19 protein-coding genes and 1 pseudogene are annotated in these 25,586 nt (G+C 37.1%); all 20 read right to left on the bottom strand.

Going from position 1 to position 25,586, the window contains the following annotated elements; all coding sequences use genetic code 11:
* Positions 1 to 25: 25 nt before the first annotated feature.
* Entirely contained in the window at positions 26 to 8,773 is an 8,748-nt protein-coding gene (locus HLB29_RS02370) for a helicase-related protein (protein WP_185623541.1), read from the bottom strand.
* A gap of 82 nt (positions 8,774 to 8,855) precedes the next feature.
* On the bottom strand, positions 8,856 to 9,659 hold the full coding sequence (locus tag HLB29_RS02365) for a KilA-N domain-containing protein (protein WP_004804477.1): 804 nt from the start codon (positions 9,657 to 9,659) through the stop codon (positions 8,856 to 8,858).
* A gap of 84 nt (positions 9,660 to 9,743) precedes the next feature.
* Entirely contained in the window at positions 9,744 to 11,450 is a 1,707-nt protein-coding gene (locus tag HLB29_RS02360; protein ID WP_185623540.1) for a DNA topoisomerase 3, read from the bottom strand.
* Between the two features lie 94 nt (positions 11,451 to 11,544).
* Positions 11,545 to 13,086 (bottom strand): CD1107 family mobile element protein, encoded by a 1,542-nt coding sequence (locus HLB29_RS02355; protein WP_185623539.1) that lies wholly within the window; start codon positions 13,084 to 13,086, stop codon positions 11,545 to 11,547.
* Entirely contained in the window at positions 13,061 to 13,300 is a 240-nt protein-coding gene (locus tag HLB29_RS02350; protein WP_146996282.1) for a conjugal transfer protein, read from the bottom strand. Before HLB29_RS02350 ends, HLB29_RS02355 begins: the two co-directional genes overlap by 26 nt.
* Before the next feature lie 11 nt (positions 13,301 to 13,311).
* Positions 13,312 to 15,444 carry a CD1108 family mobile element protein gene (locus tag HLB29_RS02345; RefSeq protein WP_185623538.1) on the bottom strand — a complete coding sequence of 711 codons (2,133 nt, stop codon included), beginning with the start codon at positions 15,442 to 15,444 and terminating at the stop codon, positions 13,312 to 13,314.
* A gap of 3 nt (positions 15,445 to 15,447) precedes the next feature.
* Positions 15,448 to 17,877: a VirB4-like conjugal transfer ATPase, CD1110 family gene (locus tag HLB29_RS02340; protein WP_185623537.1), complete on the bottom strand. Its 2,430-nt coding sequence runs from the start codon at positions 17,875 to 17,877 to the stop codon at positions 15,448 to 15,450.
* The gene (locus tag HLB29_RS02335) at positions 17,789 to 18,178 is read right to left on the bottom strand and encodes a PrgI family protein (RefSeq protein ID WP_005542007.1); all 390 of its coding nucleotides are present in this window, start codon (positions 18,176 to 18,178) and stop codon (positions 17,789 to 17,791) included. The genes HLB29_RS02340 and HLB29_RS02335 overlap by 89 nt, the downstream gene beginning before the upstream one ends.
* A 3-nt stretch (positions 18,179 to 18,181) precedes the next feature.
* Positions 18,182 to 18,445, bottom strand: coding sequence for a conjugal transfer protein (locus HLB29_RS02330; protein WP_185623536.1), 264 nt, complete (start codon positions 18,443 to 18,445; stop codon positions 18,182 to 18,184).
* Between the two features lie 17 nt (positions 18,446 to 18,462).
* The gene (locus HLB29_RS02325) at positions 18,463 to 19,326 is read right to left on the bottom strand and encodes a VirB6/TrbL-like conjugal transfer protein, CD1112 family (protein WP_185623535.1); all 864 of its coding nucleotides are present in this window, start codon (positions 19,324 to 19,326) and stop codon (positions 18,463 to 18,465) included.
* A gap of 19 nt (positions 19,327 to 19,345) precedes the next feature.
* Entirely contained in the window at positions 19,346 to 19,561 is a 216-nt protein-coding gene (locus HLB29_RS02320) for a Maff2 family mobile element protein (protein ID WP_000863833.1), read from the bottom strand.
* Positions 19,562 to 19,564: 3 nt separating this feature from the next.
* Positions 19,565 to 19,876: a single-stranded DNA-binding protein gene (locus tag HLB29_RS02315; RefSeq protein ID WP_185623534.1), complete on the bottom strand. Its 312-nt coding sequence runs from the start codon at positions 19,874 to 19,876 to the stop codon at positions 19,565 to 19,567.
* A 161-nt stretch (positions 19,877 to 20,037) separates the two neighbouring features.
* Positions 20,038 to 20,850: pseudogene (locus HLB29_RS02310) on the bottom strand (VirD4-like conjugal transfer protein, CD1115 family); the annotation flags it as partial.
* A gap of 11 nt (positions 20,851 to 20,861) precedes the next feature.
* The gene (locus HLB29_RS02305; RefSeq protein ID WP_154293436.1) at positions 20,862 to 21,047 is read right to left on the bottom strand and encodes a transposon-encoded TnpW family protein; all 186 of its coding nucleotides are present in this window, start codon (positions 21,045 to 21,047) and stop codon (positions 20,862 to 20,864) included.
* Positions 21,048 to 21,131: 84 nt separating this feature from the next.
* Positions 21,132 to 21,551, bottom strand: coding sequence for a nuclear transport factor 2 family protein (locus tag HLB29_RS02300; RefSeq protein WP_185623533.1), 420 nt, complete (start codon positions 21,549 to 21,551; stop codon positions 21,132 to 21,134).
* Between the two features lie 26 nt (positions 21,552 to 21,577).
* Positions 21,578 to 22,024, bottom strand: a complete 447-nt coding sequence (locus HLB29_RS02295) for a GNAT family N-acetyltransferase (protein ID WP_185623532.1) — start codon at positions 22,022 to 22,024, stop codon at positions 21,578 to 21,580.
* Between the two features lie 225 nt (positions 22,025 to 22,249).
* Entirely contained in the window at positions 22,250 to 22,978 is a 729-nt protein-coding gene (locus tag HLB29_RS02290; protein ID WP_185623531.1) for a replisome organizer, read from the bottom strand.
* 207 nt (positions 22,979 to 23,185) lie between these two features.
* Positions 23,186 to 24,823, bottom strand: coding sequence for a MobQ family relaxase (mobQ, locus tag HLB29_RS02285; RefSeq protein WP_185623530.1), 1,638 nt, complete (start codon positions 24,821 to 24,823; stop codon positions 23,186 to 23,188).
* Positions 24,801 to 24,947: a hypothetical protein gene (locus HLB29_RS02280; RefSeq protein ID WP_185623529.1), complete on the bottom strand. Its 147-nt coding sequence runs from the start codon at positions 24,945 to 24,947 to the stop codon at positions 24,801 to 24,803. The genes mobQ and HLB29_RS02280 overlap by 23 nt, the downstream gene beginning before the upstream one ends.
* Positions 24,948 to 25,261: 314 nt before the next feature.
* On the bottom strand, positions 25,262 to 25,531 hold the full coding sequence (locus HLB29_RS02275; RefSeq protein WP_185623528.1) for a DUF3847 domain-containing protein: 270 nt from the start codon (positions 25,529 to 25,531) through the stop codon (positions 25,262 to 25,264).
* Positions 25,532 to 25,586: the final 55 nt, after the last annotated feature.

Genomic DNA, 25,586 nt, shown 5'->3' with positions numbered 1-25,586 from the left:
TGGCAAAAGGGAGGTTGCCCTCCCCTTATCTTAAAAATTCCTGTTCTTTTGTTTTTTGCTTTTCTTCAGTTTTACTTTCATTTTGATAAGCTCTTATCTGTCCTAAAATAGATGGCTTGTCATCTGATTTTTGTGCGGTTTCTTCTTTGTTATGAAGATTGTCCTCCACATCATAAGTTGACTCAAAATAATCACTGTCCTTAAAGTCATTGTCATATCTATCAGAAATACCGTCATTATCGAGGTCTTTAGAAAGCGGATCATAGAAGTTGCCTTCATCGTCAATATCAAGTCCCATAGCCTGCTTTAATTCTTCTTCATCCACAGAAACAAATGTACTAAATTCTCCATTTTCCATTTCAAACTTCATAACATCAAGAGCTTTTTCAACGCTACCATTTTCTTTTACATAATCATAATGGCTTACCGCCACATCATTTACATATTGAGTAGCTGTATATTCCTCAAGGTTTAACTCAAATTGAATACCATGCCTTTCATCCGGTGTATTGGTATAGGCGATACCGATATGCTTCAAGTCAGGATACAAGGTATTAAATTCATCATAGCTGTGATTTTCTTCGTACTCTCTGTTGCAGAAGTCAATGATTGCTCTTTTTACATCTTCTACAAGTGGATTATCATTTCTCTTTTCTTCCACTTCTCCCATATCAAGGAGCTTATTTAACTCTGCCAAGCGAAGCACTTTTGATTTTAGCTCATCTGCTTTTTCAAAAGGCTTTTTGAGTTCTTCTTTGGCATTTTCAAGTTGTTCCTTTGCGCTGATAAGTTTTTCTTCAAGCCTGTTTAATTTTTCAGGCATTTTCTCAAGAGCATTATCCAGTCTTGTAATGTTACCATCCGCACTTGTTCCAAGCTCTCCTGAATGCTTTGCAGCACCGTTTAGGCTAAAGTTATGCTCATTGGTAAAGAAGTTATAGCTTACCTCTAAATCCATATTTCTATACTTTCCTATAACCTTGCTTTCATTGATTTTAACCTTTGAAATAGCTTCAAGTAGTCTTTCTCCGGCTAATTTCTTATCGGTAATTTTTTCTCCTGCAATGGTAATGGAAGTAAACTTTTCCTCGCCTTCCGCTTTAGGCTCTACATCAGATATGTCTTTCTTGACAGCTTCTATGAGCTTTTCCGTTCTTGCGATTTCTTCAGGATAATTTTTCGCCACCTTATCCTCTAATCTGTAACGGTTAGACTTATAGTTCGCTTCAAGCATTTTTAGTTTTGTAACCTCATTGTCTAAGTCCATCTTCTCTTTAATCTTTGGATCACCTGTGGCAAGAGCTTTAATCTCTGCATAGTTAAGGGAGCTTTCATCCACATCTTCCGCAACTCTGACAGGTGTCTTACTGGTCATAATCTGAGAAATGAACTTCTGCTTATTTTCTATGGTCTGCCACAAATATGCATCAAAGGTATTCTCCGTAACATAGCGATAGATATTTACCTCTTTATTTTCATTTCCCTGTCTTACAATTCTGCCCGCACGCTGCTCTAAATCCGCAGGACGCCAAGGCACATCAAGGTCGTGAAGTGCAATCAGCTTGTTTTGCACATTCGTACCTGCACCCATTTTTTGTGTTGATCCCATAAGGATACGAATTTCTCCCTTACGCACTTTTGCAAAGAGTTCATCTTTCTGCTTGTCTGAGTTCGCTTCGTGAATAAAGGCTATTTCTTGTTTCGGAATTCCCATTGCAACGAGTTTTTCTCTGATGTCATCGTAAATGTTAAATTCTCCATCGCCTTTCGGTGTAGACATATCAGAGAAAAGAAGCTGTGTTGACTTATTTTCTTTGGTCTTATCCCAAATACTAAAGACATTTTTCACGCAAACATTCACCTTGCTGTCTGGATTATCAGGAAGTAGGGGATTGATCAGCCTTTGGTCGAGAGCCAGTTTCTTGCCGTCATTCGTGATTTTCAACATATTATCTTCATCAGGCTCTACCACTCTATTTCTTACATCATCAGCTCTTTCAGATAAGCTCTTCAAGATTTCCTTTTGTTCTTCACTTGGCAAAGTCTTAATAACTTCATAGTGTGCTTCAGGTGTTGGAAGATTGAGCATATCTGCTGTCTGAATATCTGCAACCTCCTTGAACATAGACATAAGCTCCGGAAGATTATAGAACTTTGAAAATCTTGTTTTTACCCTATATCCTGTTCCTTCAGGAGAAAGTTCAAATGCAGACTGTGTTTCCCCAAAGGTAGAAGCCCAAGAGTCAAAATGCTCTAAATTATTCTTTTTAAGGCTTTCGTACTGAAGATAACGCTGCATAGTATAAAGCTCCGTCATAGAATTACTTACTGGCGTTCCTGTGGCAAAAACAATGCCTTTTCCACCTGTCATTTCATCCATATATCTACACTTCATAAACATATCGGAGGACTTAAATGCTTCACTTTGACCGATACCTGCTACATTCCTCATTTTTGTGTAGAGATAGAGATTTTTGTAATTGTGTGCTTCGTCGATAAATAGCTTATCTACGCCGAGTTCTTCAAAGGTAACAACATCATCTTTCTTAAAATCATCATTTAATTTTTCAAGTCTTGTTTCAAGTTTCTTCTTGGTCTTTTCAAGCTGTTTTACTGTAAAGTTCTGATTTCTATCATGCTTATATTCCTCCACATAGTTAATGATTTCATCAATCTGATCCTGAATATGCTTCTCCTGATATTCCTTACTCATCGGAATTTTTTCAAACTGCGTATGCCCGATTACAACAGCATCGTATTCCCCTGTAGCAATCTTACCGATAAATCTTTTTCTGTTTTTCGGCTCAAAGTCTTTCTTATCAGCCACCATAATGTTAGCGGATGGATAAAGCTGCATAAACTCTCTGCCAATTTGCCCTGTTAAGTGATTCGGTACTACAAATAAAGACTTAGAACACATTCCAAGCCTTTTAGATTCCATTGCAGAAGCAACCATTTCAAAGGTCTTTCCACTACCCACGACATGAGCAAGGAGGGTATTTCCTCCATAAAGGCTTCTTGCTATGGCATTTCTTTGATGAGATCTTAAATCAATTTCTGTGGTCATTCCCTCAAAAGAAAGGTTACTTCCGTCATATTCTCTGTTACGGATGGAGTTAAAACGCTCGTTATATAATTTTACAAGACGGCTTCTTCTTTCCTGATCGTTAAATATCCAGTTCTTAAATTCTTCCTTTAAAAGCTCCTGTTTTTGTCCCGCAAGAAGCGTTTCTTTTTTATTTAGTACAGAAGTTTTTGAGCCGTCAGGATTTACAATCTGGTCAAATACCTTTGTTTCTTTAAGATTTAGGGCATCTTCAATCAGCTTATAGGCATTTACCCTTGATGTACCGTAGGTCATCTCTGCAAGGTCATTCCCTCTGTCCCTGCTTTTACCTTCTACATTCCATTCACTTGTCAGATTTGAAAACTTAACCTTTATATCCCATTTGGCATATCCCGGAGTTTTAAGCGTTTCAAAGATAAATTTTTCAATATCTTTAATCGGTATCCAAGTTGCTCCGAGTCGTACATTGATCTCACTTGCTTCAAGCTCCTTTGGTAATACTTTTGTAAGCTCTGCCTTTTGGTATTCCAAACGGTTCATCTCATAGCTTATCAGCTCTTTTTCTTTGCCATCTTCCGCATAGCCAAGATGAGGTAACTCTCTTTCTGTCTGTCTTAGCTTAGAAAGATAGCTATCTACTATGGCAATCTTATCTCTGATATTTCCACTTAGGTATTCATCTTTTGTTACATAGCCGTACTTATATGAATTGCTGCCATTAGCACAGGCAAAAGGCAAATCTCCATCTTCGGGGTTAAAGGATAATGGTCTATAAAAGTTTTGTTCTTCTCTGATGTTTAGGTATATTTCTCCCCTTAATTCTTCTATCAAAGTTGGTCTATCTTTACCTGTCAGGTTTTCCATGTATTCAAAGTCAACATAACCTTTTTCTGACATAGATAAAACAAGAGCTTCAAGGGAAGTATCTACATGGTCTATTGTCTTTGCCTTTGTGATTGTTCTCTTACTGAAAATATCTCCCTTTGCCTTAAAGTTTTCTTCTTCATCAAGAATTTCAATGGAAGATACAAGAGGGAAATTGCTATCCTCTTTTAAGGCTCTGGTATTGCTTAAATTATTTATAAAGCCATGCTTCTTTGAAAAGTTGTCATAGACTTCATTGAGCTTTTCTTGAGCTTTCTTTACCTCATCATCGGAATAGTCCTCTTTCTGCTTGTAGATAACATCTTTAAGGGCAGTATTCAGTTCAAGATAGTCCTTAATCTTTTCCTTATTCTTATCCGTTATCTCTTTCTTGATGAAAAGGGAGTTTTCTCTGTAATAGACTTCATCATCAATAACGGTATAGGAAAAGTTTTTGACATCATCCGTTGCAGGAACTGAAGTAATTTCATCATCTAAAAGCTCTATTTCTTCATACCTTGCATCTTTTGAAATTCTTTCTCCCGCAATCTCAAGTCTATCCTTTAAGGAAGCCATATTTATTTCTGCACCTAAATATGCAATTGGCTCACAAGTAAGTGTCTTGCCAAATCTTCCTGAAACTTCACACATTGTGCCGAGTACCTGTTCAGGATGATCTACAAAATATTTGTTATAGGTAAGTCCCTTATCATCTTCAGCAAGGTGAATCCAGTCCTCATCTCTTTCTCTGATGCTGTCCCTTTTCTTTAGGAAGATAATATCAGAGGTTACTTCTGTTCCGGCTACGCCCTTAAAGGTATTGTTCGGAAGCCTTATCGCCCCTAAAAACTCGGCTCTTGCTGCAAGATAGCGTCTAACACTTTCGTCCTTTTTATCCATCGTTCCACTTGATGTGACAAAGGCGATGATACCTCCGTTTCTTACTTTATCAATGGACTTTGCAAAGAAATAATCGTGGATAAGGAAATTATTTTTGTTATACTCCCTGTCATTTACCTTATATTCTCCAAATGGAACATTGCCGATAACTGCATCGAAGAAGTTATTGGAAAAAGAGGTTTCTTCAAGTCCTTTAATCTGTATATCACTTTCAGGGTATAGTAGTTTTCCAATTCGACCGCTTACCGAATCAAGCTCTACACCATAAAACTTTGACTTACTCATTTTATCAGGGATATTGCCTATAAAGTTTCCTATTCCCATACTTGGCTCTAAAATGTTTCCCTGTTTAAATCCCATATCCGAAAGCGTCTTATATATTCCGTCTATGACAGTTTTCGGTGTGTAAAAGCTCGTTAAAGTAGATTCTCTTGCAGCTTCGTATTCTGCCTGCGATAGATTTTCTTTTAAGAAACTCCTCGCTTTTTTCCACTGTCCTTCTCTGCTTTCGTCAAAAACTTCGGAAAGTCCGCCCCAGCCTACATACTTTGCTAAAACTTCCTGAGCTGTACTGTCAAGCTCTCTTTGTCCGCTTTCAATGCGACTCAGCATAGAGATTGCTTCAAGGTTATTATTTAACCTTTCACTTGGAGATAACTTGTCCGGGAGCGTTTCTTCCGTAATTTTGAAGTTATGAGCTTCCCCTTTCCTTATTTGAGTTTCTTCAGTATTCTGCTCTGGCTGTTTATATGTTTGATTTTGAAATACCCTCTCAAGGTCGCTTTCCAGACGATAAGGAATGACATCGGAGCCTGTTATCATACCGCCAAGATATTCGGTATTGTCCTTGACTGTTATTGTCTTTAGGTTATTTCCCATATCATCAAAGCGTGTGATGGTATAGTTTTTATCCTTATATTTAACTTCATCTCCAACAATAAAGTTAGGTCTTTCAAGACTTACCTGCTTTAATAAGTCCTCATTATCTTCAAAGGCTACAATGGGGATTTGATGATTTCCACTTCTTGCCGGATCAATCCATAAATCATATCTTCCTGTGATTTGGTTTTTAGAAATCTCCCTTACAGTGTATTCTTCATGGTTGAAATATACGGTATCGCCTGTTTTAACTGCAAAATCATCTAAAAGGCTTTCCTCTTTTTCATTAAGCTCTACTTCTTCTCTTTCTTTGAGGTAATCAAATAAGGTAGCTTGAACTGTGTCACGCTTTGTATCTTCTTCTGTTTCTTCAGGTGCTTCAAGCTCTGCTTTATTTTCAAAGCTAAGTTCTCCATTAAAGACAAACTGAAGTTCCTGCTCATCCATCTGCTTTTTAAGTTCACTGTCTTTAAGTTCTCTAAAGGTCTTTGGAAAATCTTCTAAAATGAGCCTTTGTGCGTTTAGTTCTTTCAACTCCTCAAGATTAAAATATCCCCATTCAGGCTCAATCCCAAGCACAAGTCCGAAAGCATCACCACTTTCCCTATCGTATTCTGTCATATACCAAGTCCAATTACTTCTCAATGGAATGATATATGCAGCATGAACTTGCTTATCTGCTAAAGATACATCTTCTTGTGCATAAAGTTCAGGCACTCTTTCAAGCATTTCATCCGTCATTAAGTTTTCAGGATTGTCTTTGGAATAATATTGCGGTTCTTTTTCTTCTATCTCTGTATTACTTTCTATTTTCTTTTCCTCAAGATAAAGATTTTTAGAAAGCAGCTCATCGATATGCTTTGCAACACTTGTCCAAGTAAGAAACACATCATTACAATCATTTTTCTGTAATTTAAGTCCCTTTGCATCGTGCCATTCATCACTTCCCATTGCCCCTGAAATTGCATGGGAATGTCCTCCGATTCCATATTCGTCTTTTAGGAAATTGGCTTTTTCCTGCAAAGTATGATTTTCTTTAAAAAACTTGGTGATTCGTTCTTTTCCTCTATCAATGCCGCTTCCTCTTGAAAGGCTTTCAAGGACTTCATCTTCTGTAATAAAAGGCTTTACCTTCGTAAGTTCTGTCAGATTGGTACTGTATTCCTTTCGTGGCAGTTCAAGTTCCTTGAGTCTTTGATAAAGGCTATCAACCTTGTGATAATGAAACCTTAGTACATCTCTGTTTTCTTTGTATCCTTCTAAAAATCTTTCGTATTCCCTGATTGTTTCTTTCAGATATTCAGGATTTTTTAATGCTTCAGATAATCTTTTCGTTTCTTCCGGAAATCCACCACCTCTTTCAAAAGAGTTGAAATATCCTTGCTCTATTCCTTCTTCGCTTAAATCGTGCGTTAGATACCATAAGGATTCTGAATTTCTATCCCTTTCATAGTCCTGTGCCTCTAAAAGTTCTACATTTGTAGCAAACTCACCTCTGTCAAGAAGTTCATTTATCCTACTTGCTGCATCACGCCAGCTTAAAATTTGTGTATTATCCTCTCTTGCCGATGTTCCATAAGCTAAATGAATACCTTTATCCGAATACCAGGAAGATACTTCTCTTTCATCAATGTAAAATCCATTTCCGCCTCTAAAGGTATCTTTAAGGTATTCTCCCAATTCTTCATTGCTTTTTCCTTTGGAAAATTCAGCTATAACAGGAAGTCTACCGCCATCGTGATTTCCTCCGTCAATAAGGACGGTATCTATATCCTTCTCAGTTAGCGGAATCGTAAGGCTTATCTGTCCATAAGAATTTTCGGGTAAAGAAAAAGAAGCCTTTTCAGCTTCTCTAATCTCTTCCTCTGTATGTTCTTTTAGATTTCCACTACTTCCTTGATGGTCACTTCCTTTAGGGCTGAAATCATCGCCCCATACTGCGGATTGTTCTCGTCCTCTATCTTCCAAGCTGCCATCAATTTTGGCTTCTCTCTTCTCATAAATTCTATTGCCTGTTTCTGAATATCCATCAGGTGTCCTGTCAGCTTCTTCTCCTTGTATAGATCTAAAAGCATCTCGAAGTGGCTCTGCTCCTCGCTCTGTGAAAGGTAATTCAGCCTCATCACTGCGTAGGTCGGATTCGGATATTCCATCATGAAATCTGTCTGTTCCTCCAAGCTGTTTAGCGTATTCTCCCTGATTTTCTCTATTATCTCGTCCGTACTCTCCATTTCGGAGAACTCGCTCGTTTTCATTTCTTTCCTGATCATCTCGTCGAAGTACATTTTCTTCTACCTCCTCTAATTCTTCTTTAATCCTATTATATCCTGCTTCTTTTCCTCTTAAAACTTTTTTTTGAAGCTCAAGTTCTTTGCTTTTTTGAATGGTCGCATCAATAATCTTTCCGCTAATATCCGATACGGTGTCACCAAGACTCATTAGAGATATGCTGTCAAGTCTTTGAAAATTCTCTCTTAAAAGCTCATAATCTATCGGATAATCTAACTTAAATCTTGACGCTACCGCATAGCTTACCGAATCCCTCACAAACTTGGTAAAGGATATTCTATCCTCATCCGCTATTCTAAGCTCATTCATAAGGCTGTCTATCTTTTCATCACCATAAAGCCTGCTTAAAGAAAATATATTTTCAAGAGTGCTTTCACTTTCCTCATATCCCTCACTTGTTATCATTCCCTTTAAGACATCCTTATGAGCTTCCTTATCAAATCTCCAAAGATTGACCTCATTGACATCTCTGTTTCTTGAAACTGTCTGGCTTATATCAAAGATATATGCCACTTTTTTGTATGTGCCGTAGTCCTCTAAAATAGGGATACCCTTTTGACCTCTCATAACGGTACGGTTAAAGCGTTCCCTCCAATAGTCGAACTTGGCACAGGCTGTCGCTTCAGAATTTCTATCATAGATACTTAATTGACTTCTAAAGTCGTATCTTTGATTATTTCCAACAACCTTTAAGAGCTTCAGGTATTCTGCTTCACTTTGCAAAATATCCTGTTTTATTAGCTCCAAAATGTTATGAAAATCATTTATTCGCATTTTTACCTCCTTCTTTTTTCAAACAAAAAAGGCGGTTAGATTTTACTCTAATCACCTTCGCTATATACCAAATATTATTACTCTATTTCAATTTTTTAATTGATTCACTTTCAGATAGTATCTTCATTTGTTCAATAGCTATTGCATTTAATTTTTCCAATCTTTCAGATTGGCTCATGCCTTCATTTATAAATACCGCATTAAGATTCTCAAGATTAGAAAGGCAGACAAGCTGTGATATATCCGCATAATCTCTAATATTGCCTTTTAAATCCGGATTTTCATCACGCCACTCCTTAGCTGTTATTCCAAATAGAGAAACATTAAGAATATCCGCTTCACTTGCATAAATAAAATTGATTTTTTCTTTTGAAAGTTTATCCGGTACAAGTTTGTTTTTAATGGCATCTGTGTGAATTCTATAATTGATTTTTGCCAAATTTCTCTTAATATCCCATCCTAACTTCTTTTGTTCTTCTTCCTTTAGGCGTTCAAATTCCTTGATTAAATATAATTTAAAGTATGGCGATACCCAAGAAGCAAACTCAAACGCTATATCTTTATGAGCATAAGTTCCACCATATCTTCCTGCTCTCGCAACGATACCGATAGAATTAGTTTTTTCCACCCATTGCTTAACTGATAATATAAAACGGTTAAATCCTGCTTCATTTTTAATTCCCTCGAATTCGGGGGAATTAAAATTCGTGTTATACATTTCTTCCCAAATACCTAAAAACTCTATTGTATTCTTGTTTCTGAGCCACTTTTCAATCAAAGCAGAACCGTTCTCAATATTTCTAACCATATCCGTTAAAGAAATATAATCTCTATTGTCTATGGCAATAATGCTGATTTCTGAACCTTCAACATTTATTTTAGACACATAATCACCTCTCAATCATTAAATTGATTACTTTGTATTATAGCATTTTTAGAGGATTTTTTCCACGCTGAAATTAGTGGCATCTTACTTGCGATATGTCAAAACAGCCTCTTTTATCTCATTTTCAATATCTTTCAAAAATTCTTCCTTTGAAGATTTTCCTTGAGCAATATACGATAATTCCATTTCCCACTTCGCTGTCGTTTCTGCCGACTTAAAGTTATCCGCTACAATCGTTACAAGGCTAATTCCTTTATGAGTGGCTATAAGATTTTTCTTATCTCTTTCTACAAATCCCTTATAAATTAGATTTTCGATAATCCCTGCCCTTGTTGCAGGTGTTCCAAGTCCTTTTCTTTCCACTTCTACACCTTTTTCTAAGGCATCATTTCCCGCAATCTCCATAGACTTTAAGAGAGTATCTTCCGTAAAGTGTTTTGGAGGTTTGGTAAATTTTTCTTTAATCTCTTTATTTTCAATGCTTAAAACATCACCAACACTTACATTAGGAAGTACAGCATCTTCATTCTTTTTTGATTTGTATTCTTTAAGGTATTTGCTAAAGCCTTCATCCTTAATTACCTTGCCTGAACTTGTAAATTCAAAACCGTCAAATGAAGCTACAATCTTTGTTGTATTTTCAATAAGTGGATAACCTACACTTGCGTGAAATTTATCGGATATAAGAAAGTAAACTTTAGCTTCGCTTAGAGGAAGCTTAGAAACATCTTCCTTTAATGAACTGATTGTCGGAATAATAGCGTGGTGATCCGTAACCTTTTTAGAGTTAAATACCGTCTTGATGCGCCCTGTATCAAAGTCATTTTTGCCCAAAATGTTATTGATGGTACTTGTAATCATATCCTCTGTTAAACACCTGCTGTCCGTTCTTGGATAAGTAATCAGTTTCTTTTCATACAGGCTTTGAGCATAGTCAAGTGTCTGCTTGGCACTATATCCGAAATACTTATTGCATTCCCTTTGAAGTGTTGTCAGGTCAAAAGGTAAATCAGGCTTTGTTATTTTCTCTTTCTGAATAACATCAGTGATTTCAATCTTATCGCCAACTAAATTGATTAGCTGTTCGGCAGCAACCTCATCATCAATTCTATCCGTTGATAGTGTAAAACCATTCATAGATAGCTCCACTGTATAGTATTTCTCTTTCTTGAAATTAGCTATCTCATCATCTCTTTTTACAATCATGGCAAGAGTCGGTGTCTGCACTCTTCCTACACTGTAATTTTGCTTATATAGGCAAGAATAGAGCCTGCTGATGTTCATTCCGACAAGCCAATCTGCAATCGCTCTTGCCTGTGCCGATTCAAAGAGATTGTCATAGCCCTTTCCGTCTTTTAGATTATCAAAGCCCTCTTTAATGGCACTATCCTCCATAGATGAAATCCAAAGGCGTTTCATCTTCTTTTTGCATTTAGCTTCGTTATATACCAATCTAAAAATGCTTTCTCCTTCACGACCTGCATCACAAGCGTTGATAACCGTATCAATCTCTTTATCATTCATCAGCTTTTTAAGGATGTTAAACTGCTTCTTGGTTGCCTTTGCTACTTCATACTTGTAGGCGCTCGGAATAATCGGTAAATCAGCCATATTCCACTTGGCGTACTTTTCATCATAAGCATCCGGATTTGCCATTTGAATTAGGTGTCCAACGCACCAGCTCACCCTATATCCGTTTCCTTCATAATATCCGTCTTTCTTTTTATTTGCTCCAATAACCTTTGCAATGGAGATTGCAACACTCGGCTTTTCTGCAATAACTAACTTCATCTATGTTTTCCTCCTGTTATAAATCAAAATAGGGCGAAAGATGTTACTCTCCCGCCCTAACTTTGCACCCAAAATAATATGTTTTTAGGTGCGTTTATTCTTCATCTTCTACTTCATCTGCATCATTTATTTCTTCCTCGCTTTCAGATTCAGAAAAGAAATCATCATCTTCCTCCTCTAAGGCTTCAAGTTCTTTATCTTCTTTCTTTTTCACAACCTTAAAATAGTAGCCTGCTCCTAATGCACCACCTACTACAAGAAGCAAAATAATATAGGTTCCTAAATTACTCTTTTCGTCCTTCTTCTCAGGCTTTACTTCTTCCTTAACAGGTTCTTCTTTTACTACTTCCTGCTTTGGTACTTCTTTTTTCTCCACCATGTTAAGCAAATCATCTTCAGATACTTCCGTAAGAAGCATTACATTCTCACTATCTTCATCATGATTGATGATTAAATGAAAAGTCTTACCGTTTTTCGTTTGAAAGGTAATAAACTGCCTTGCATCTGCCGAATACTGATCCGTTTCTTTGTTATCGCTGCTATCTCCATGATGAATCGGATACTCCTTATTTGCATTATCTTTATTCTCCGTAACGGATGCTCTCGCCTTTGACGGAGATGAAGCTACTCCCTTGTTGGTGTTTACACTCTTACTTGCAGACCCCATTGATGAATCCTTACTGTTATTCGCAGGAGCTTTTGCCGTCAACTTATTGGGATAGCGAACTTCCTTTTCTTTCTCCTTTACTTCCGTTTTGCCTTTACCGGTATCCTTTGTAGTATTACCTGAGCTTACCGAATCCGATGAGCCTTTACCGGTACTACTTACAGAAGTCTGTGGTGTTTGAGGAGAAATACCTGAACTTGTCTTAATTCCGGAAATAGGACTAATCGGTGTAACTGATTGTGATGTTACAGGAGCTTTATTTGTTTCAGTTGCCTTTTTCTCAAGCTCTTTCACCTTTTCCGTCAGCTTATCTATTTCCTTTTTCATATCTTCTGATAAGTCCTTATTTCCCTTATCTTTCTTCATTTTTTCTTTCAGGCTATCAATTTCATCTTCAAGGTCTTTAATTTTATTCTTTTGCTTATCACTTAATTTGTCTTTGTCCTTAAGTTCGCAATTTAACTTATCAAGTTTATCCTGAAGCTCTTTTGCCTCTTTTTCTATTTTTGAAATATCGTCTTTAGAAAGCTCTGTCTGCGTTCCCTTATCTTCCGTCTGAGTGCATTTATCCTGCTTTGGCTTTTCTTCTTCCGTCTGCGTTTCCTTATTCTTAACCTCTATCTTTGCTACCTTACGGATAATCTCATCTTTTCCATCTCCCTTTACCTCATAAAACAGAAACTCATCAATGAATTTCATATCATCAGGGAGCATTGGAAGATCTCCGCTATCAATAAGTTGTCCTTTCTCAGCCTTTATCTTTTCTTCCTTAAAGACCTTTTCATCTTCAAAGATATACCTTACATTTACTTCAACTTCCGTTTGAACAGCTTCGTTTTTTGTTGGAGCTTCAGATTTTTGCTCCTGTGCATAAACAACCGTCCAAAGACCTAAAATACAACTAATACTTACAATTACCGCAAGTGCTACCGTCCAAAACTTATTATTCTTTTTCAAACTGGTTTTCATTTGTTTTCTCCTTTTTCATTTCTGCTTTTTGTCTGTTTACCTTTGCCATTAAATCACCGATTGTGATGTTGTTCTTTCTGCAAATGGCAATGATTTCTTCATTTTCAAGCTCTTCTTCACGAATGAATAAAGGCTCCAATTCTTCATCAATCAGAGCCTTTTTATCCTTTAACTTTTTTATTCTGTTTTTTACTGCTATCAGTTCCTTTTTCAAATTCTTACCTCCTATTTCTTTACATTTGGCGGAAAACCGAATCCTACGGGATGGTGCTTACAAAATGTTGCTATCCAATCATCTAAGGTAGTTACTCTTATTCGACCGATGTTATCAATCACTTTTCCATCTCCAATGTAAATACCTACATGACCATAGGTAAGCCCTGCACTGCTTCCGCTACTGCTGCTTTCGACTGCCACAAGCATTCCGACCTTGAGCTTTGATCTGTCTGATGTAAAGGTATAGTTTCGGTACATATCACAGGCATTCCCGCCTATATATCCAAGTCCTGCATTTTGATAGACCTGTGATACCCACATGGCACACCAGCCTGCACCCGGAGATGGCGTAATGTATGCAGCATTAACAATCTTCTTTTGTACTTCCGTAGATGCCTCATACTCTTTTCCACCGCCGATACCTCCATTTGCACTGATAAGGTCAGAATTACCAAAGGCTTCTCCCATATTGCCTTGTGCAAGGAACAAGGCTTCATAGTGCTTTAGATTATCGGGATAGTTTGCAAAGATCTTTCGGATAATGCTGTCCATCTCTTTTTTATGAAGCGTTACGATGAGTTTTTTATACTCATAAGGTTCTTCGTGGCTTTCGGTATATTCATTGCCATCTTCATCGGTATAGGTTTTTGTAACCGTCCTGTATCTGATTTCAATTTCTTCCCTATACTCAAGGTCATACATGGACTCAAATAATTCTTTTAATATGGATTCTACTTCCGATACACTCTTTACCTCTCCGCACCTTGATGTAATGTAGGATAAAAGCTCATGGACATTATGACCGATGTATTCTGTATTATTTAAGATATATTCATCATATCCGGGATAATTTTCTTTCACATGGTCAACTTCACTTTGAAGCTCACCCTCCATATCTGAAAATTTCTGATTGATTTCACTTAGGACATTTGGCTTTGATAAATAGCTTGTTGTAAGCACAGAGCTTGTAGAGTTCATAAAGCCTGTCATTCCCGTTCCTGCAAAGTTAATCACAAAAGTCCCTAAGATAATGATACCTATGAAAATAAGCATTAGTCCTTTTGCTTTTCGGATAATCATATCCTTTGAGCTTTTCAGTGTTCCGATAAGTCCCTCTTTAATTCGATCTCTAAGCCTTGACTTATTCTCACGAGAAATTGCTACCTTTACCTGATTTTTCTTTTGAAATCTTTTATATGCACTTGCTCTTTTATACTCATCCGTCTTTTTTAGTTCCTTTTTGGCATCACGAAATTCCAACTTTGACTTACGCTTTCTGATTTTATAGTCCTTTTTCGTAAGGTCATAACCTTTATTCGCTTTTTTCCTATCCGAGTAATTCTTTATGCCATGAATGAGCTTTGAGCTTGTATCTGCTGTCTTTTCTCCTGCCTCTACGCCCTGATTTTCATCACTTCCATGAGATAAGTAATCTCTTACGGTTTCACTTCCTTTGGCAAGTCCTGAAAGGGCAGATACCTTTACCATATCTTTTTTTAGCTTTTTCTTTTGGTCTTTTGATAGGCTGCTATGAACTTTTTCGCTGACAGCATCTTTTCCCGCCTTTTTATCATCAGCCTTATTTTCCTTTGGTGCATCGTCCTTTTTCCTTGTATAAAGGCTTTCAGAATAGTTCTTCCTTTTGTACCTGCTTTTTTGAGTCTTATGATTTTTAAAGGAATTTTCTAATGATTTTTCTTTATGGGAAAGATTATCCTCCACATCATAGGTCGATTCAAAATAGTTGCTGTCTCTAAAGTCATTATCGTATCTGTCTATAATCCCGTCATTATCAAGGTCTTTCCCTAAAGGATCATAGATTTTTCCATCCTTAACCTCCGTAATATAATCTGATCTTCCCGTTTCAATTGCGGAATTTACGTCTCCCTTATCTGAAGTTCTATATTTTTCGTTTCTCTTGGATGTTCCATAAGACTTTTCATTATCAGCACTTACCTTACTTGTTTTTTCATACACTTTATCCTGAAACCGTTCTTTCTCATGAACGATTTTACCTCTGTAATCATCGTTATGTTTTAGCTTACTTTCTTCAGGTATCGTATCTGTTTTACTATGAAACATCTCTCTTTCAAGGCTTGCCTTATGCCTTTCCTTAAAATCCTTTTTCAGCTTCTTTCCCATAGGCTACCTCACTTCTTCCGGCTTGGTAGTCATCTTCTGATAAAGAATCGTATCTTTCGGGAACTTATCAATGAAAGGCACAATGGTATTTCCAAAGAATAAGAGTCCCTCACCTTCATTTGAATTAGTAACATATCTGAGCTGTGGAAGTGAGATTTTAAGTTTTCTTGCAAGTATCTCTCTATCTCCCGATGCTTGATTAAGCATTAAGACAAAGTCTGTATTGTCAAAGATATTTTCTATCTCCTTACTCATAAGTAGGTCTTTGACATTCTGCGTAATACCTGTTGGAATACCTCCCCATTTACGAAATCTTTTCCAAATCTCTACGGAATAGGATGCTGTCTGCTCATCTTTTAAAAGCAAATGGAACTCGTCGATATAGTACCTTGTAGCCTTGTTTCCTCTGTTTTGTGACACCTTATTCCACACCTGATCCTGAATAACAAGCATTCCTATTTTCTTTAATTGACTTCCAAGCTCCTTAATATCAAAACAAAGGAGCTTCTTATTTAAATCCACATTTGACCTGTGATTAAAGACATTGAGAGACCCCGATACATAGATTTCCATCTCTGTTGCCAGCTTCTTACCGACCTTTTCTTCCTGCCCTTTTAACATATCGTATAGGTCTTGAAGTATCGGCATATTGTCAGGAGTAGGATGTTCAAAATACTTTTCATAGATTTTAGGAAGGCACCTATCTATAACGGACTTTTCTTCTGCTGTAAGACCACTACCGCCTACTACAAGCTCAAGCATACTCATGATAAAGTTTGCCTTGTCTTTCAGCGGTGCATCCCCATCACCGTAGTTCATATTTATATCAAGGGGATTCAGGTAATCCTTCGACTTACTGCTGACCTTAATGACTTCTCCCTTAAACTGCCTTACGAGGTTTCCATACTCTCCCTCCGGATCGCAGATAATCACATCATCATCTGTTACTAAAATCGCATTTGCCATTTCTCTTTTGGCACTAAAGGACTTACCACTGCCCGGAGTTCCGAGGATTAGACCGTTTGGGTTCTTTAATTTCTTTCTATCTGCCATAATCAGGTTATGGCTTAAGGCATTTAGTCCGTAGTAAAGACTATTACTTGAATTGATAAAAAGCTCCTCTGTGGTAAATGGCATAAATACTGCCGTTGAGGAACTTGTCAGTCCTCTATCTATTTCAATCTTATTTACACCAAGAGGCAGCACGCTCACTAAACCTTGTTCCTGAGAATGGTCAAGTCTTTTCAGCTTACAGTTATGCTTGTTTGCAATAGAGCTTATCTGAGCAATGGTATTATCAAGCTTTTGCACTGTCCTTGCAAAGTTCATAAAGGCGATACTTACCACAAACATTCGCTCATCTCTTGTCTGCAAGTCTTTTAAGAGGCTCTTTACATCCTCACCATAGGTAATTAAGTCCGATGGAAGAATGTCCATATCATAACCGCTTCTTACCGCCTTCTTATTTTCCTCAATCTTCATCTTATCAATATCAGTGTTTTTTCGTTTTACCATCTTAATGGCTTCCGATTGGTCGATTGCCCTAATATGAAAGGAAATATTGATGTTATCGTCAATATCCAAAAACTCGGATAACATCCTATCTGAAAGCTCACTGGCAAGGATTTGAAAATGACTTGTTGCTCCGATGAATTTGCCGAACTTAAAGTATCTACTCGGTGTAAAGTTAAACTCATCAGGCACAATATATGTCTTTGTGCTTTCTCTTTTCTTTAGGTCTTTATAGGAAAATTCAAATGTTTTATTTGGATTTAAAACATCGTGGAGTATCTTTAGCCTTTCTTCTCCGTTTAGGCTTTCTGCTCTTACTCCCATGCTCTTTAAATTAGACAGTATATCTATCTCAAGTCTTTCAAGTTTTGATGTGGCTTGCTCTAAATTATCCGCTTCCACTGTAAAGGTTACATACTTTGATTTTTTAAGTCCGTTATTTCCCTTTACAATCTGGCTTTTAAGCATCTCTCTAAATTCAAAGCGTATATCGTCGAAACCGTCCTTTTTATCCGGTATCTGAATTGCCGACTTCATTTCTTCGTTTCGTCCGAGCTGATTGATATATGAAAACTCAATGCTGATGCTCGGATCAAAGGAATTTAGAAAGTTTGCAAACTGATTAAAAATCAAGTCCCTATCTTCATCTAAGGCAAGCTGATAGTTAATGTCCTGAAAGGCTATACTTTTACTGAAGTGCCTTTCATCAAGCTGGCATATTCCGCTTTTTAAAAGCCTTAGATAGGGAATGGTATCTTCTACCGTATATCTTTTCGGTTCTTTCTTAAAGATAAGGTCAAGGATTCCTCCCTTATCTTTTTTTGACTTGCAATTACTTTTCTTTAAGTCCCGCTTTTGACTTCTCAATGCCTTTTCGTTTTGCATGAGTTTTATTTGCTGAATTTTTCTTTTCTTGTTCAAGGTAAACCTCCTTTCTCACTCTCTTTTTTGGCTGATAAAACTTATGAAGGTAGATGTGCTTAAAATATTTCTCAAAGGTCAGTCCGTCCTTTTCAAATAGTGTGATGAAAAAGATAGGAAGCGTGGACACGATAAGGAATATGACAGCTATGTCATTTGGCACAAACTTCCTCATAAATAAATAGACTGGTATTCCAACCAGTCCTGCAAGTGTGAAGCCTATGAGCTGCCTTTTAGTTAGGTTAAAAGCAACCTTTGTCTTTACCCTATTTAAGTCTTTAGGGATTGGTACATATGCCATATCTTACCTCCCATCTTCTTTACCCTTTGACAGCTCCTCAAAGTGTTCATATACAGAGCCGATTTCTTCCTGAATAGTCGCAAGCTGTTCGTCTGTGTTCTTGTTATATCTTTGCTGCATTAGGTAAAAATCGTTATGGCAGCGACCAATGTCCTCTGTTTTTTCTTCCAATTCTTCCACCTTATTATGAAGTCTGATCCTATCAATTATCGCCATAATACCTGCTCCGATTACTACTGTTGTAAATACTGTTTTTCTTTTATCCATACTATCTTTCCTTTCTTTTAGTGTGCATTTAATATGCTTTTGGCCAGTGTTCCGCTCTTTAGCATCATTAACCCCAGCAAAACCGCATAGCCAAGTATCGTCATGGTGCTTGTGTGTATATCTGTTATCTTAATTGTCTTAACTAATACTGCGTATATTCCAAGACAAACCATTAAAAAGAGTCCCTGTAGTCCAAGTGCAAATAGTCCTTTGATGTAGTTTGTTCCAATCTGTCCCCACTCCTTGTTTCCCATTGTGGCAAATGGAATGGCTGAAACTGATGAGTAAACATAAATCTCAAACATTCTTCCGTAAACTACAAGCATAATCACAACGGATATTACCTGTATAGCAACCTTGATGAGTGAGGTTTCAAAGAGAATCATGACAAGTTCTCCAAGCCCCTTTTCTTTTAGGGTATCCATCATTGCCACTATCTGATCTCCGGAAACGGTGGCAGAGGTATTTATCACCCCTGCCGCCTTATTTACCATGTGCTGTGCCACATCAAAAACTGCCATTGAAAACTCAAAGGCATGGGATACTAACCATATAGCAATCCACATCTTGATGATGTACTTGAAAAATTCAAAGGTATCTGTATCGTGCATATTGTTCTTTTGCATTACCATATTGATAAGCTCGATACAAAGAACTGCTGTGATGATTAGTCCCGCTATTGGAATGATAACGGAATCGTTAATGCTTTTGATAAAGGCAAATACATCTCCGTTCCACCCCATAGGCGTTTTACCTACATCTGTTGCAACCGCACCAACTTTATCGTTGATATCAAGAAACATGGACTCTAAGTTTGCTTGGATACCGCCCAGTAGAAGTTCCTTAAAGAATTCTTCTATCTTGTCGAATATTCCAAACATCTAAGCTCTCCTTTTCTTCTTAATTGAGTACATTGGCAAGTAGTGGAATGAGCTTAAGTCCGATAAGAACGATACCTCCTCCAGCCATAAGCTGCTTAATACCTTGGCTCTTAGCACCGGGATTGTCATTACCATATCCTTCCATCAGGTTGATAACGCCCCATGCTCCAAGTCCTGCACCTACTGCCATAACCAAAATCTTTAATACATTAACTGCCTGTGTAAAAAATGCCATAAGTCATTCCTCCTCATTTTCTTCTTTCTTTTCAATTTTGTTGTAGGACTTCACTACAAAGTTTTTGTAAGTCTTTCCCTCTTTTTCACGCTTCTTAAAGTAGCCAAAGATATGGATTAAATCACCTTTTTCAAAGTCCTTTGCCTTCTCTGCTTTTTCTCCATAGGCTGCACAGTTGATGTACTCCTTACCCTTACCGTACTTTTTTACAAGCGTGAAGTTTGCAACTTCTACTTTCTTTCCTTCATTTTCAAAACTTGAGAAGGTAGGCTCTGCCAATAAGTTGGCGTTGATGTTAATCATTTCCTGCTTCATTAAAAATTTCTCCTTTTCATTTCAATAAAAAAAGCGACCAGAAGTATTACTTTTCCAATCGCTGATACTCTTACTATTTAGTTTTCGTTTAAGTGGGACTTCTGATCCTTATCATCTTGCCTCCTGATTTTGAATAAAAAAACAGCAAATCTTTTTAAGACTTACTGCATTCTTGTAATAACCGTTTCTCTATTTAATTTTGCTTTTCCTTTTCGCTTCATATAGCTCTCAATATTAAACACATTCTTCTTATCATAATCTTCAAGTAGCTTATAATTCTTGTGCTTTGTAATATCGTATTTATCTGAAAGAAAAGGTCTGACACCTCTAAGCTGAAAGATACATTTACCACCGTCCATTACAGTAATCTCATCTTGACTCATCAGTTCCTTACCGGTCTTTTGATAGTTTAAACCAAAGCTCTTTTGATTTGACCTTGTTTCCGATGTGTTATATAAATCTATCGTTTCTTTTCCCAGTGTTTCAGAAAGTTCCTTTAATGTGGTCTTTTCCTTGCCACCAAGAAACAAGGTACTATCACAGTTACCTACGATTGTGTCAGCGTTATCCTTGTAGATTGCCTTTAGCTGAGATTGTGCCTGTAATATAATACTTGCCGAAATCTCTCTACTTCTGATGGTTGCAATCAACTTTTCAAACTTTGGAATCAAGCCGATGTTTGCAAACTCATCAAGTAGGCATCGCACATGGACAGGAAGTCTTCCACCATATACATCATCGGCTTTATCACATAAAAGATTAAATAACTGAGAGTACATAATAGATACCACAAAGTTAAAAGTATCATCGGTATCGGAGATGATAACAAAGAGTGCAGTCTTTCTATCTCCCAGTGTATCCAGTTCCAACTCATCTTCTTTCATCAAATCCCTAAGTTCCTGAATATCAAAGGGGGCAAGCCTTGCACCACAGCTTATAAGAATCGATTTGGCAGTTTTTCCTGTTGCTACTTGTCAAGGACTTTTTAATCAAAATCATCTTTTTTTTCGTCCGATTTTCTCCTAAGCTCCCTCAGCATTATTCTTGTCAGCTTATCTTGCATTGTTTCAGTTGCATTTTCATTGAAATGGACAACAACCTCATAGGTGGTCTTTCCAATCTTTCTCTTTGTGCTAATGCCTTTTTTATCTGTGTTTTTCAGTTCTTCCATAAATTATCCTTTCCTCGTTGAAATAAAAAAAGCGATTAGATTTTTTATTTTCTAATCGCTCTTACCAATATTTTGAAATTAGTTCTAAAACCAAGAAGCTCCATCATCTCTAAATTGAGGTTTCTCGCTATTTTCATAAGGATTATAATGATTGATGTTGCAACCAAATTCTTTTAGTTTCTTGATTTTATTCTCTTTTGTCCACTCAACCAATGATATACCATCAAATTCTTCTATTCTTCCATCATTCATCTTATTTTTGAAGTACCATTCAACAACTGTTTGATGTTCACTATGGAAAAACTGCTTTATATCCCACGCAAGCACTTTTCCTCTTGTATTCCACTCATTAAACCAATGCTTTACAGTTGCTCGATTTTCATATTTAGGACACCAACTTTCAGTATAAACAACATCTTCCGCAAATATATCGTCTATTCCTAAATCTTGTTGTTTGAGCCACATATCAAACCATAAGCTAATGATCTTCTCTCGGTTTTTCATATTTATCACGCTCCTAATGATCAGACTTATAAATCCATTTTTAGATAAATCATATCTACTAATTGGACACCTTCTTCGTAAATCGGATGTTCATAATTATCTATAAAAAAATTCTTGATGATATGAGAACGAATAAAGCCACATTTTTCATAAAAAGGGATGGTAGTCTGACTTTCTCCTGTTCCTACTTGCAATACGGAATATTCCCCTTTGTATTTCTCTATAATAAAATCAATGAAAGCCTGTCCGTATCCTTTTCTTTGATAATCCGGATGAATGGCGATATTTTTGATTTCAAGAGTATTATTCCCCACATTTAGGACAACACACTCGCCCTTTACTCCATTATCGTCTAAAACATACATTGTGCCATCTGCTATATACCTGTCAATCATATCTTCTTGTTCATCTGCCAATAATAAAAGCGATAAAAACTGCTTCTTATTTTCTACAACTTCTCTTATTTCTATCAATGTGAATACCTCTCAAATCAATGATGTTTTATTTCTCTTAAATTTTATTATACCATTAATTCCCAAGCCTTTCCATTTCCAAATACCATAAAAGAATATTTTTAGTAAACCCACTATAAAACGGTGGCAAGCGTTTTAAGGCTCTTTTTCTCTCTCGACTTATCTTTGTACCTATTTTGCATTTAGAAACAAAATAGAGTGCTTGCACCGTCTTTTAAGCATATCTTAAAGATGATCTCCTATCATATATTCTTCAATCGTCGGAGCTTTGCTTCTATCATTTGTTTTCTTTCGCAATTCTTCCTCATCTTTCTCATACCAATGAAGCAAGGTTGCATAATGGTCTTGATAGGTTTTTCCACTGCTTTGCATATACCTTGATAGCTTTTCAATCATAGTATGTGCGTGGCTTTTTAACTTTTCCTTTAGTCTTTGATATTCTTCATCGCTTAGATTGACATTTTGAAATTCCCCGTAGATTTTTGAATTTGGGGGTGGGGGACTTTCTTCTTCTCCTCCTCTCCCCTTATCTATACTACCCTTATCTAACCTATCCTTACCTATCCTATCCTGTGTATCCAAATCGGATACATTTTGGATACAGATACGCTCCGTTTTCTCATAAAAATTGTTGTTACTGATGTTTAGATAGCTTTTTTCGTCTTTATAGATTGTCCCCTTGTACCTATCTTTCTGAATGTAGTTGTTTCGTTTCCAATGGGTAATCACAATAATTCCGCTCTCAAAAACAATCACAAAACCTTTGGTAACTAATATCTTAAAATCATCTTCACTTGCTCCTATCATCCTCAAGATTGTTTTGGGATTGCCTACAAATCCGTCATCATCGGCACTCATATTCAGGTGCATATACAGTGCCTGTGAGGATAAAGGCATTTCTAAAAACATATCGCACCAGATAACGGACTTGGAAAACATTCGTCTTTCTGCCATTTTTCTCTCCTTTCTTTTCTTACGCAGAAGGGAGTAACAAATCATTACTCCCCTCATAGTCTTTAAGGAAGTCGTGATTTACGACACCCTTCGTTTTTGTGCAAGTCCCTAAAACCGGGTATGCAAAACTTATGCACTGAAACAGTGCGTCAGCTTATAGGAGTGAACGATTTGTTCACCCCTTAAATGGTATCCCATTTCAGGACTTCATCTTTCCTCATTCCTGTGATAGTCCTTTGTCCTCTCCTTTCGTTTTTCGTAGGCTTCTTGTTGCTCTTGGTATTTCTTAATCTGTGCAATGACACTTGGTTTTTCTCCTCTCTTGATTGCCTTATCAATCTCAATGGATAGGTCAATTCCATAATCCTCATTGACCGTTTTGACGGCATATTTGATATGGTTGATTTGCTCGTACTCCTCTTTGATAGATTGAGATTGTCTGTTGAGTTTCGATATTTCACTTTCAAGACTTTCGATCTCTTTCTTCCAACTCTTTGGCTTTAAGGCACTTTTTCCGCTTAATTTTTCAATCCGTCCTTTTGCTCTTTGGTATTTGTCGATTTCTTCTTGATGGGCGTTGTAGAAGCTGTCTTTGAATAAAAAGGTTTTGCCTTTCCACTCCTCATAAACCTTTCTGTTTGCTTTAATGATGTCTGCATAGACAAGGCACTGATGAAATGTTTCTATTCTTTGGGTTTTGGCTTTGATGTCCTGATAGATGTTCTTATTCTTGCCTTGTAGTTCAGTGATTTTCCCTTGCAAATCTGCAATGGTCTGCAATCTGTTATCGGATAGATATATCTTTGCTTTGGAAAATCGGTTGAGGTCTGCACTGATCTTTTTGTTGCTTGCATAGGGCTTTAATTTTCTCGCTTTTTCTCCCTGTAAATCATAATAAATACTGATGTACTCATAGAGATTAAAGAGTTCCGCTTTGTTCTCATACTCTTCTTTCTTCTCCTGTTTGTACTGCTCATATTTGTCAAATAAGACTTTGGTAAAATCATTCAACCAAGAGGTGAGTTCAGCTATTCTTTCTCGGACTGCTCTCACAATAAAGTTATGCTTTTTGATTTCTCGGTTGATATTTCCTTTCTCGGTTTCCACTCCTTTTCGCTCTAAGGCATTGGCACTTGCTCCTAAATGAATGGTCGGGATTTCTTCTTTCCCTTGTCTTTTGTAGGAGCGATGATCCACTCGTTTTTCTTCTCCGGCTTTTTCTAAATACTGATTGCAAAGCGTGGCAAAATGTTCTCTCCATTTCTCCGCATTTTCTTTGTTGTTCCAATCAGTGAGGTCGATTTTCCTTGTTTTAGGTTTTCCGTTTTTACCTAAAATCTTGTTCCCCTGTTCATCAAGAAGATATTCTTTTTTGCTCTTTGCTCCCCAAGTGCCATCTTGATTTAAGGGGCGAACAGTGGTCATTATATGTGCGTGAATATTTCCGTTTCCCTCGTCATTTCCTTGATGAATGGCAAGGTCTGCAATCATTCCTTTGGATACAAAATTCTCCCGTATAAACTCTCTGATGAGGTCTTTGTTTTCTTCCAAACTTAACTCTTTGGGTAAGGCAATAATGAAGTTTCTTGCAAGTTGTGCATTGATGGCTTTTTCATTTAACTCCACACTGTTCCACAAGGTGGAGCGGTCTAAAAATTCTTTCGGTGCATTTTCCGGCAAGAAAATTTCTTTATACTCCAACCCTTTTTTGTTGTAATAATCGTGGGTTACTCCGTCCCATTCATTCGTCAGTTTCTCACAAGAAATATAGGCAGCACTTGCCACAGCACTTTTTCCTTTTCCTCTTGAGATGATGGAAATATTAAAGTGAAAACTGTCTGCCACTCTTATCAACTCCTTTCGCTTTTAGATTGTCTTTGTTCTTTTCTTTTGTTGTTTCAGGTGTCGGTCTTAGCGGTTTTCTTCTCGGATAGTCCGTAAAGTCAATGACCGTTTTGAAACGGTACAATAGAAAAAGCCGACTATACTGCAACTGTTTTTGTTGTTTCAGTATGTCGGCTTGCCGAATGGTATCCGTTTCAAATTTTTAGGGTCAAGGGTGAGCGATAGCGAATGCACTTTACCCTTGACGATAAAAAAGGGAATGGGGGATATGCGATCATCTTCGCTACTTCTCGATTGCTCCCTGCAAGGGTAAATGCTCCGCAGGACGCAAGGACACCCTTTAGGGTGTATAATTGCGCCCTTAGAAAATCTAAGGGAATTGCGATTATGTTACCTCTTTTCATTTCCATATTTTTTCTACCTAACAGAACGATCAGTTCAGTCAGCTTTTTGAAATGTTCTTTGTAAAATAGCCTTTATTTCTTGATTACTTTTTTCACTTGCTCCCTCAATAAAACTTTCTAAGATTGCCCCTCGTTCTATCAATCTATGGTTTCGTTTTTTTCGTTCTTCAAGGCTCGCCCTCTTTCTGATTTTCTTTTCCTGATTTTTTAACTGCACCAACTTTTTTTCGTACTTTTCAAGTTCATTTTCTTTGAGTTCAATTTCCGATTTTACTTTTTGTAGTTCTGTCCTATTGTCTTTCATATCCATTCCTCGCTTTCATTTTTATGAGAAAAGGTTAAGCACATTTCGCACTTAA

Origin of the sequence: Peptostreptococcus canis, assembly GCF_014229965.1 — a bacterium.
Classification (GTDB): Bacteria; Bacillota; Clostridia; order Peptostreptococcales; family Peptostreptococcaceae; genus Peptostreptococcus; species Peptostreptococcus canis.
This window is presented reverse-complemented; position numbering and strand designations above follow the sequence as displayed.

Bases quoted from the DNA above. Each gene is read 5' to 3' on its own strand.
- HLB29_RS02370 (WP_185623541.1), bottom strand. From the start codon at position 8,773: ATGCGAATAAATGATTTTCATAACATTTTGGAGCTAATAAAACAGGAT.
- HLB29_RS02360 (WP_185623540.1), bottom strand. From the start codon at position 11,450: ATGAAGTTAGTTATTGCAGAAAAGCCGAGTGTTGCAATCTCCATTGCA.
- HLB29_RS02355 (WP_185623539.1), bottom strand. From the start codon at position 13,086: ATGAAAACCAGTTTGAAAAAGAATAATAAGTTTTGGACGGTAGCACTT.
- HLB29_RS02345 (WP_185623538.1), bottom strand. From the start codon at position 15,444: ATGGGAAAGAAGCTGAAAAAGGATTTTAAGGAAAGGCATAAGGCAAGC.
- HLB29_RS02335 (WP_005542007.1), bottom strand. From the start codon at position 18,178: ATGGCATATGTACCAATCCCTAAAGACTTAAATAGGGTAAAGACAAAG.
- HLB29_RS02330 (WP_185623536.1), bottom strand. From the start codon at position 18,445: ATGGATAAAAGAAAAACAGTATTTACAACAGTAGTAATCGGAGCAGGT.
- HLB29_RS02325 (WP_185623535.1), bottom strand. From the start codon at position 19,326: ATGTTTGGAATATTCGACAAGATAGAAGAATTCTTTAAGGAACTTCTA.
- HLB29_RS02320 (WP_000863833.1), bottom strand. From the start codon at position 19,561: ATGGCATTTTTTACACAGGCAGTTAATGTATTAAAGATTTTGGTTATG.
- HLB29_RS02315 (WP_185623534.1), bottom strand. From the start codon at position 19,876: ATGAAGCAGGAAATGATTAACATCAACGCCAACTTATTGGCAGAGCCT.
- HLB29_RS02305 (WP_154293436.1), bottom strand. From the start codon at position 21,047: ATGGAAGAACTGAAAAACACAGATAAAAAAGGCATTAGCACAAAGAGA.
- HLB29_RS02300 (WP_185623533.1), bottom strand. From the start codon at position 21,551: ATGAAAAACCGAGAGAAGATCATTAGCTTATGGTTTGATATGTGGCTC.
- HLB29_RS02290 (WP_185623531.1), bottom strand. From the start codon at position 22,978: ATGGCAGAAAGACGAATGTTTTCCAAGTCCGTTATCTGGTGCGATATG.
- HLB29_RS02275 (WP_185623528.1), bottom strand. From the start codon at position 25,531: ATGAAAGACAATAGGACAGAACTACAAAAAGTAAAATCGGAAATTGAA.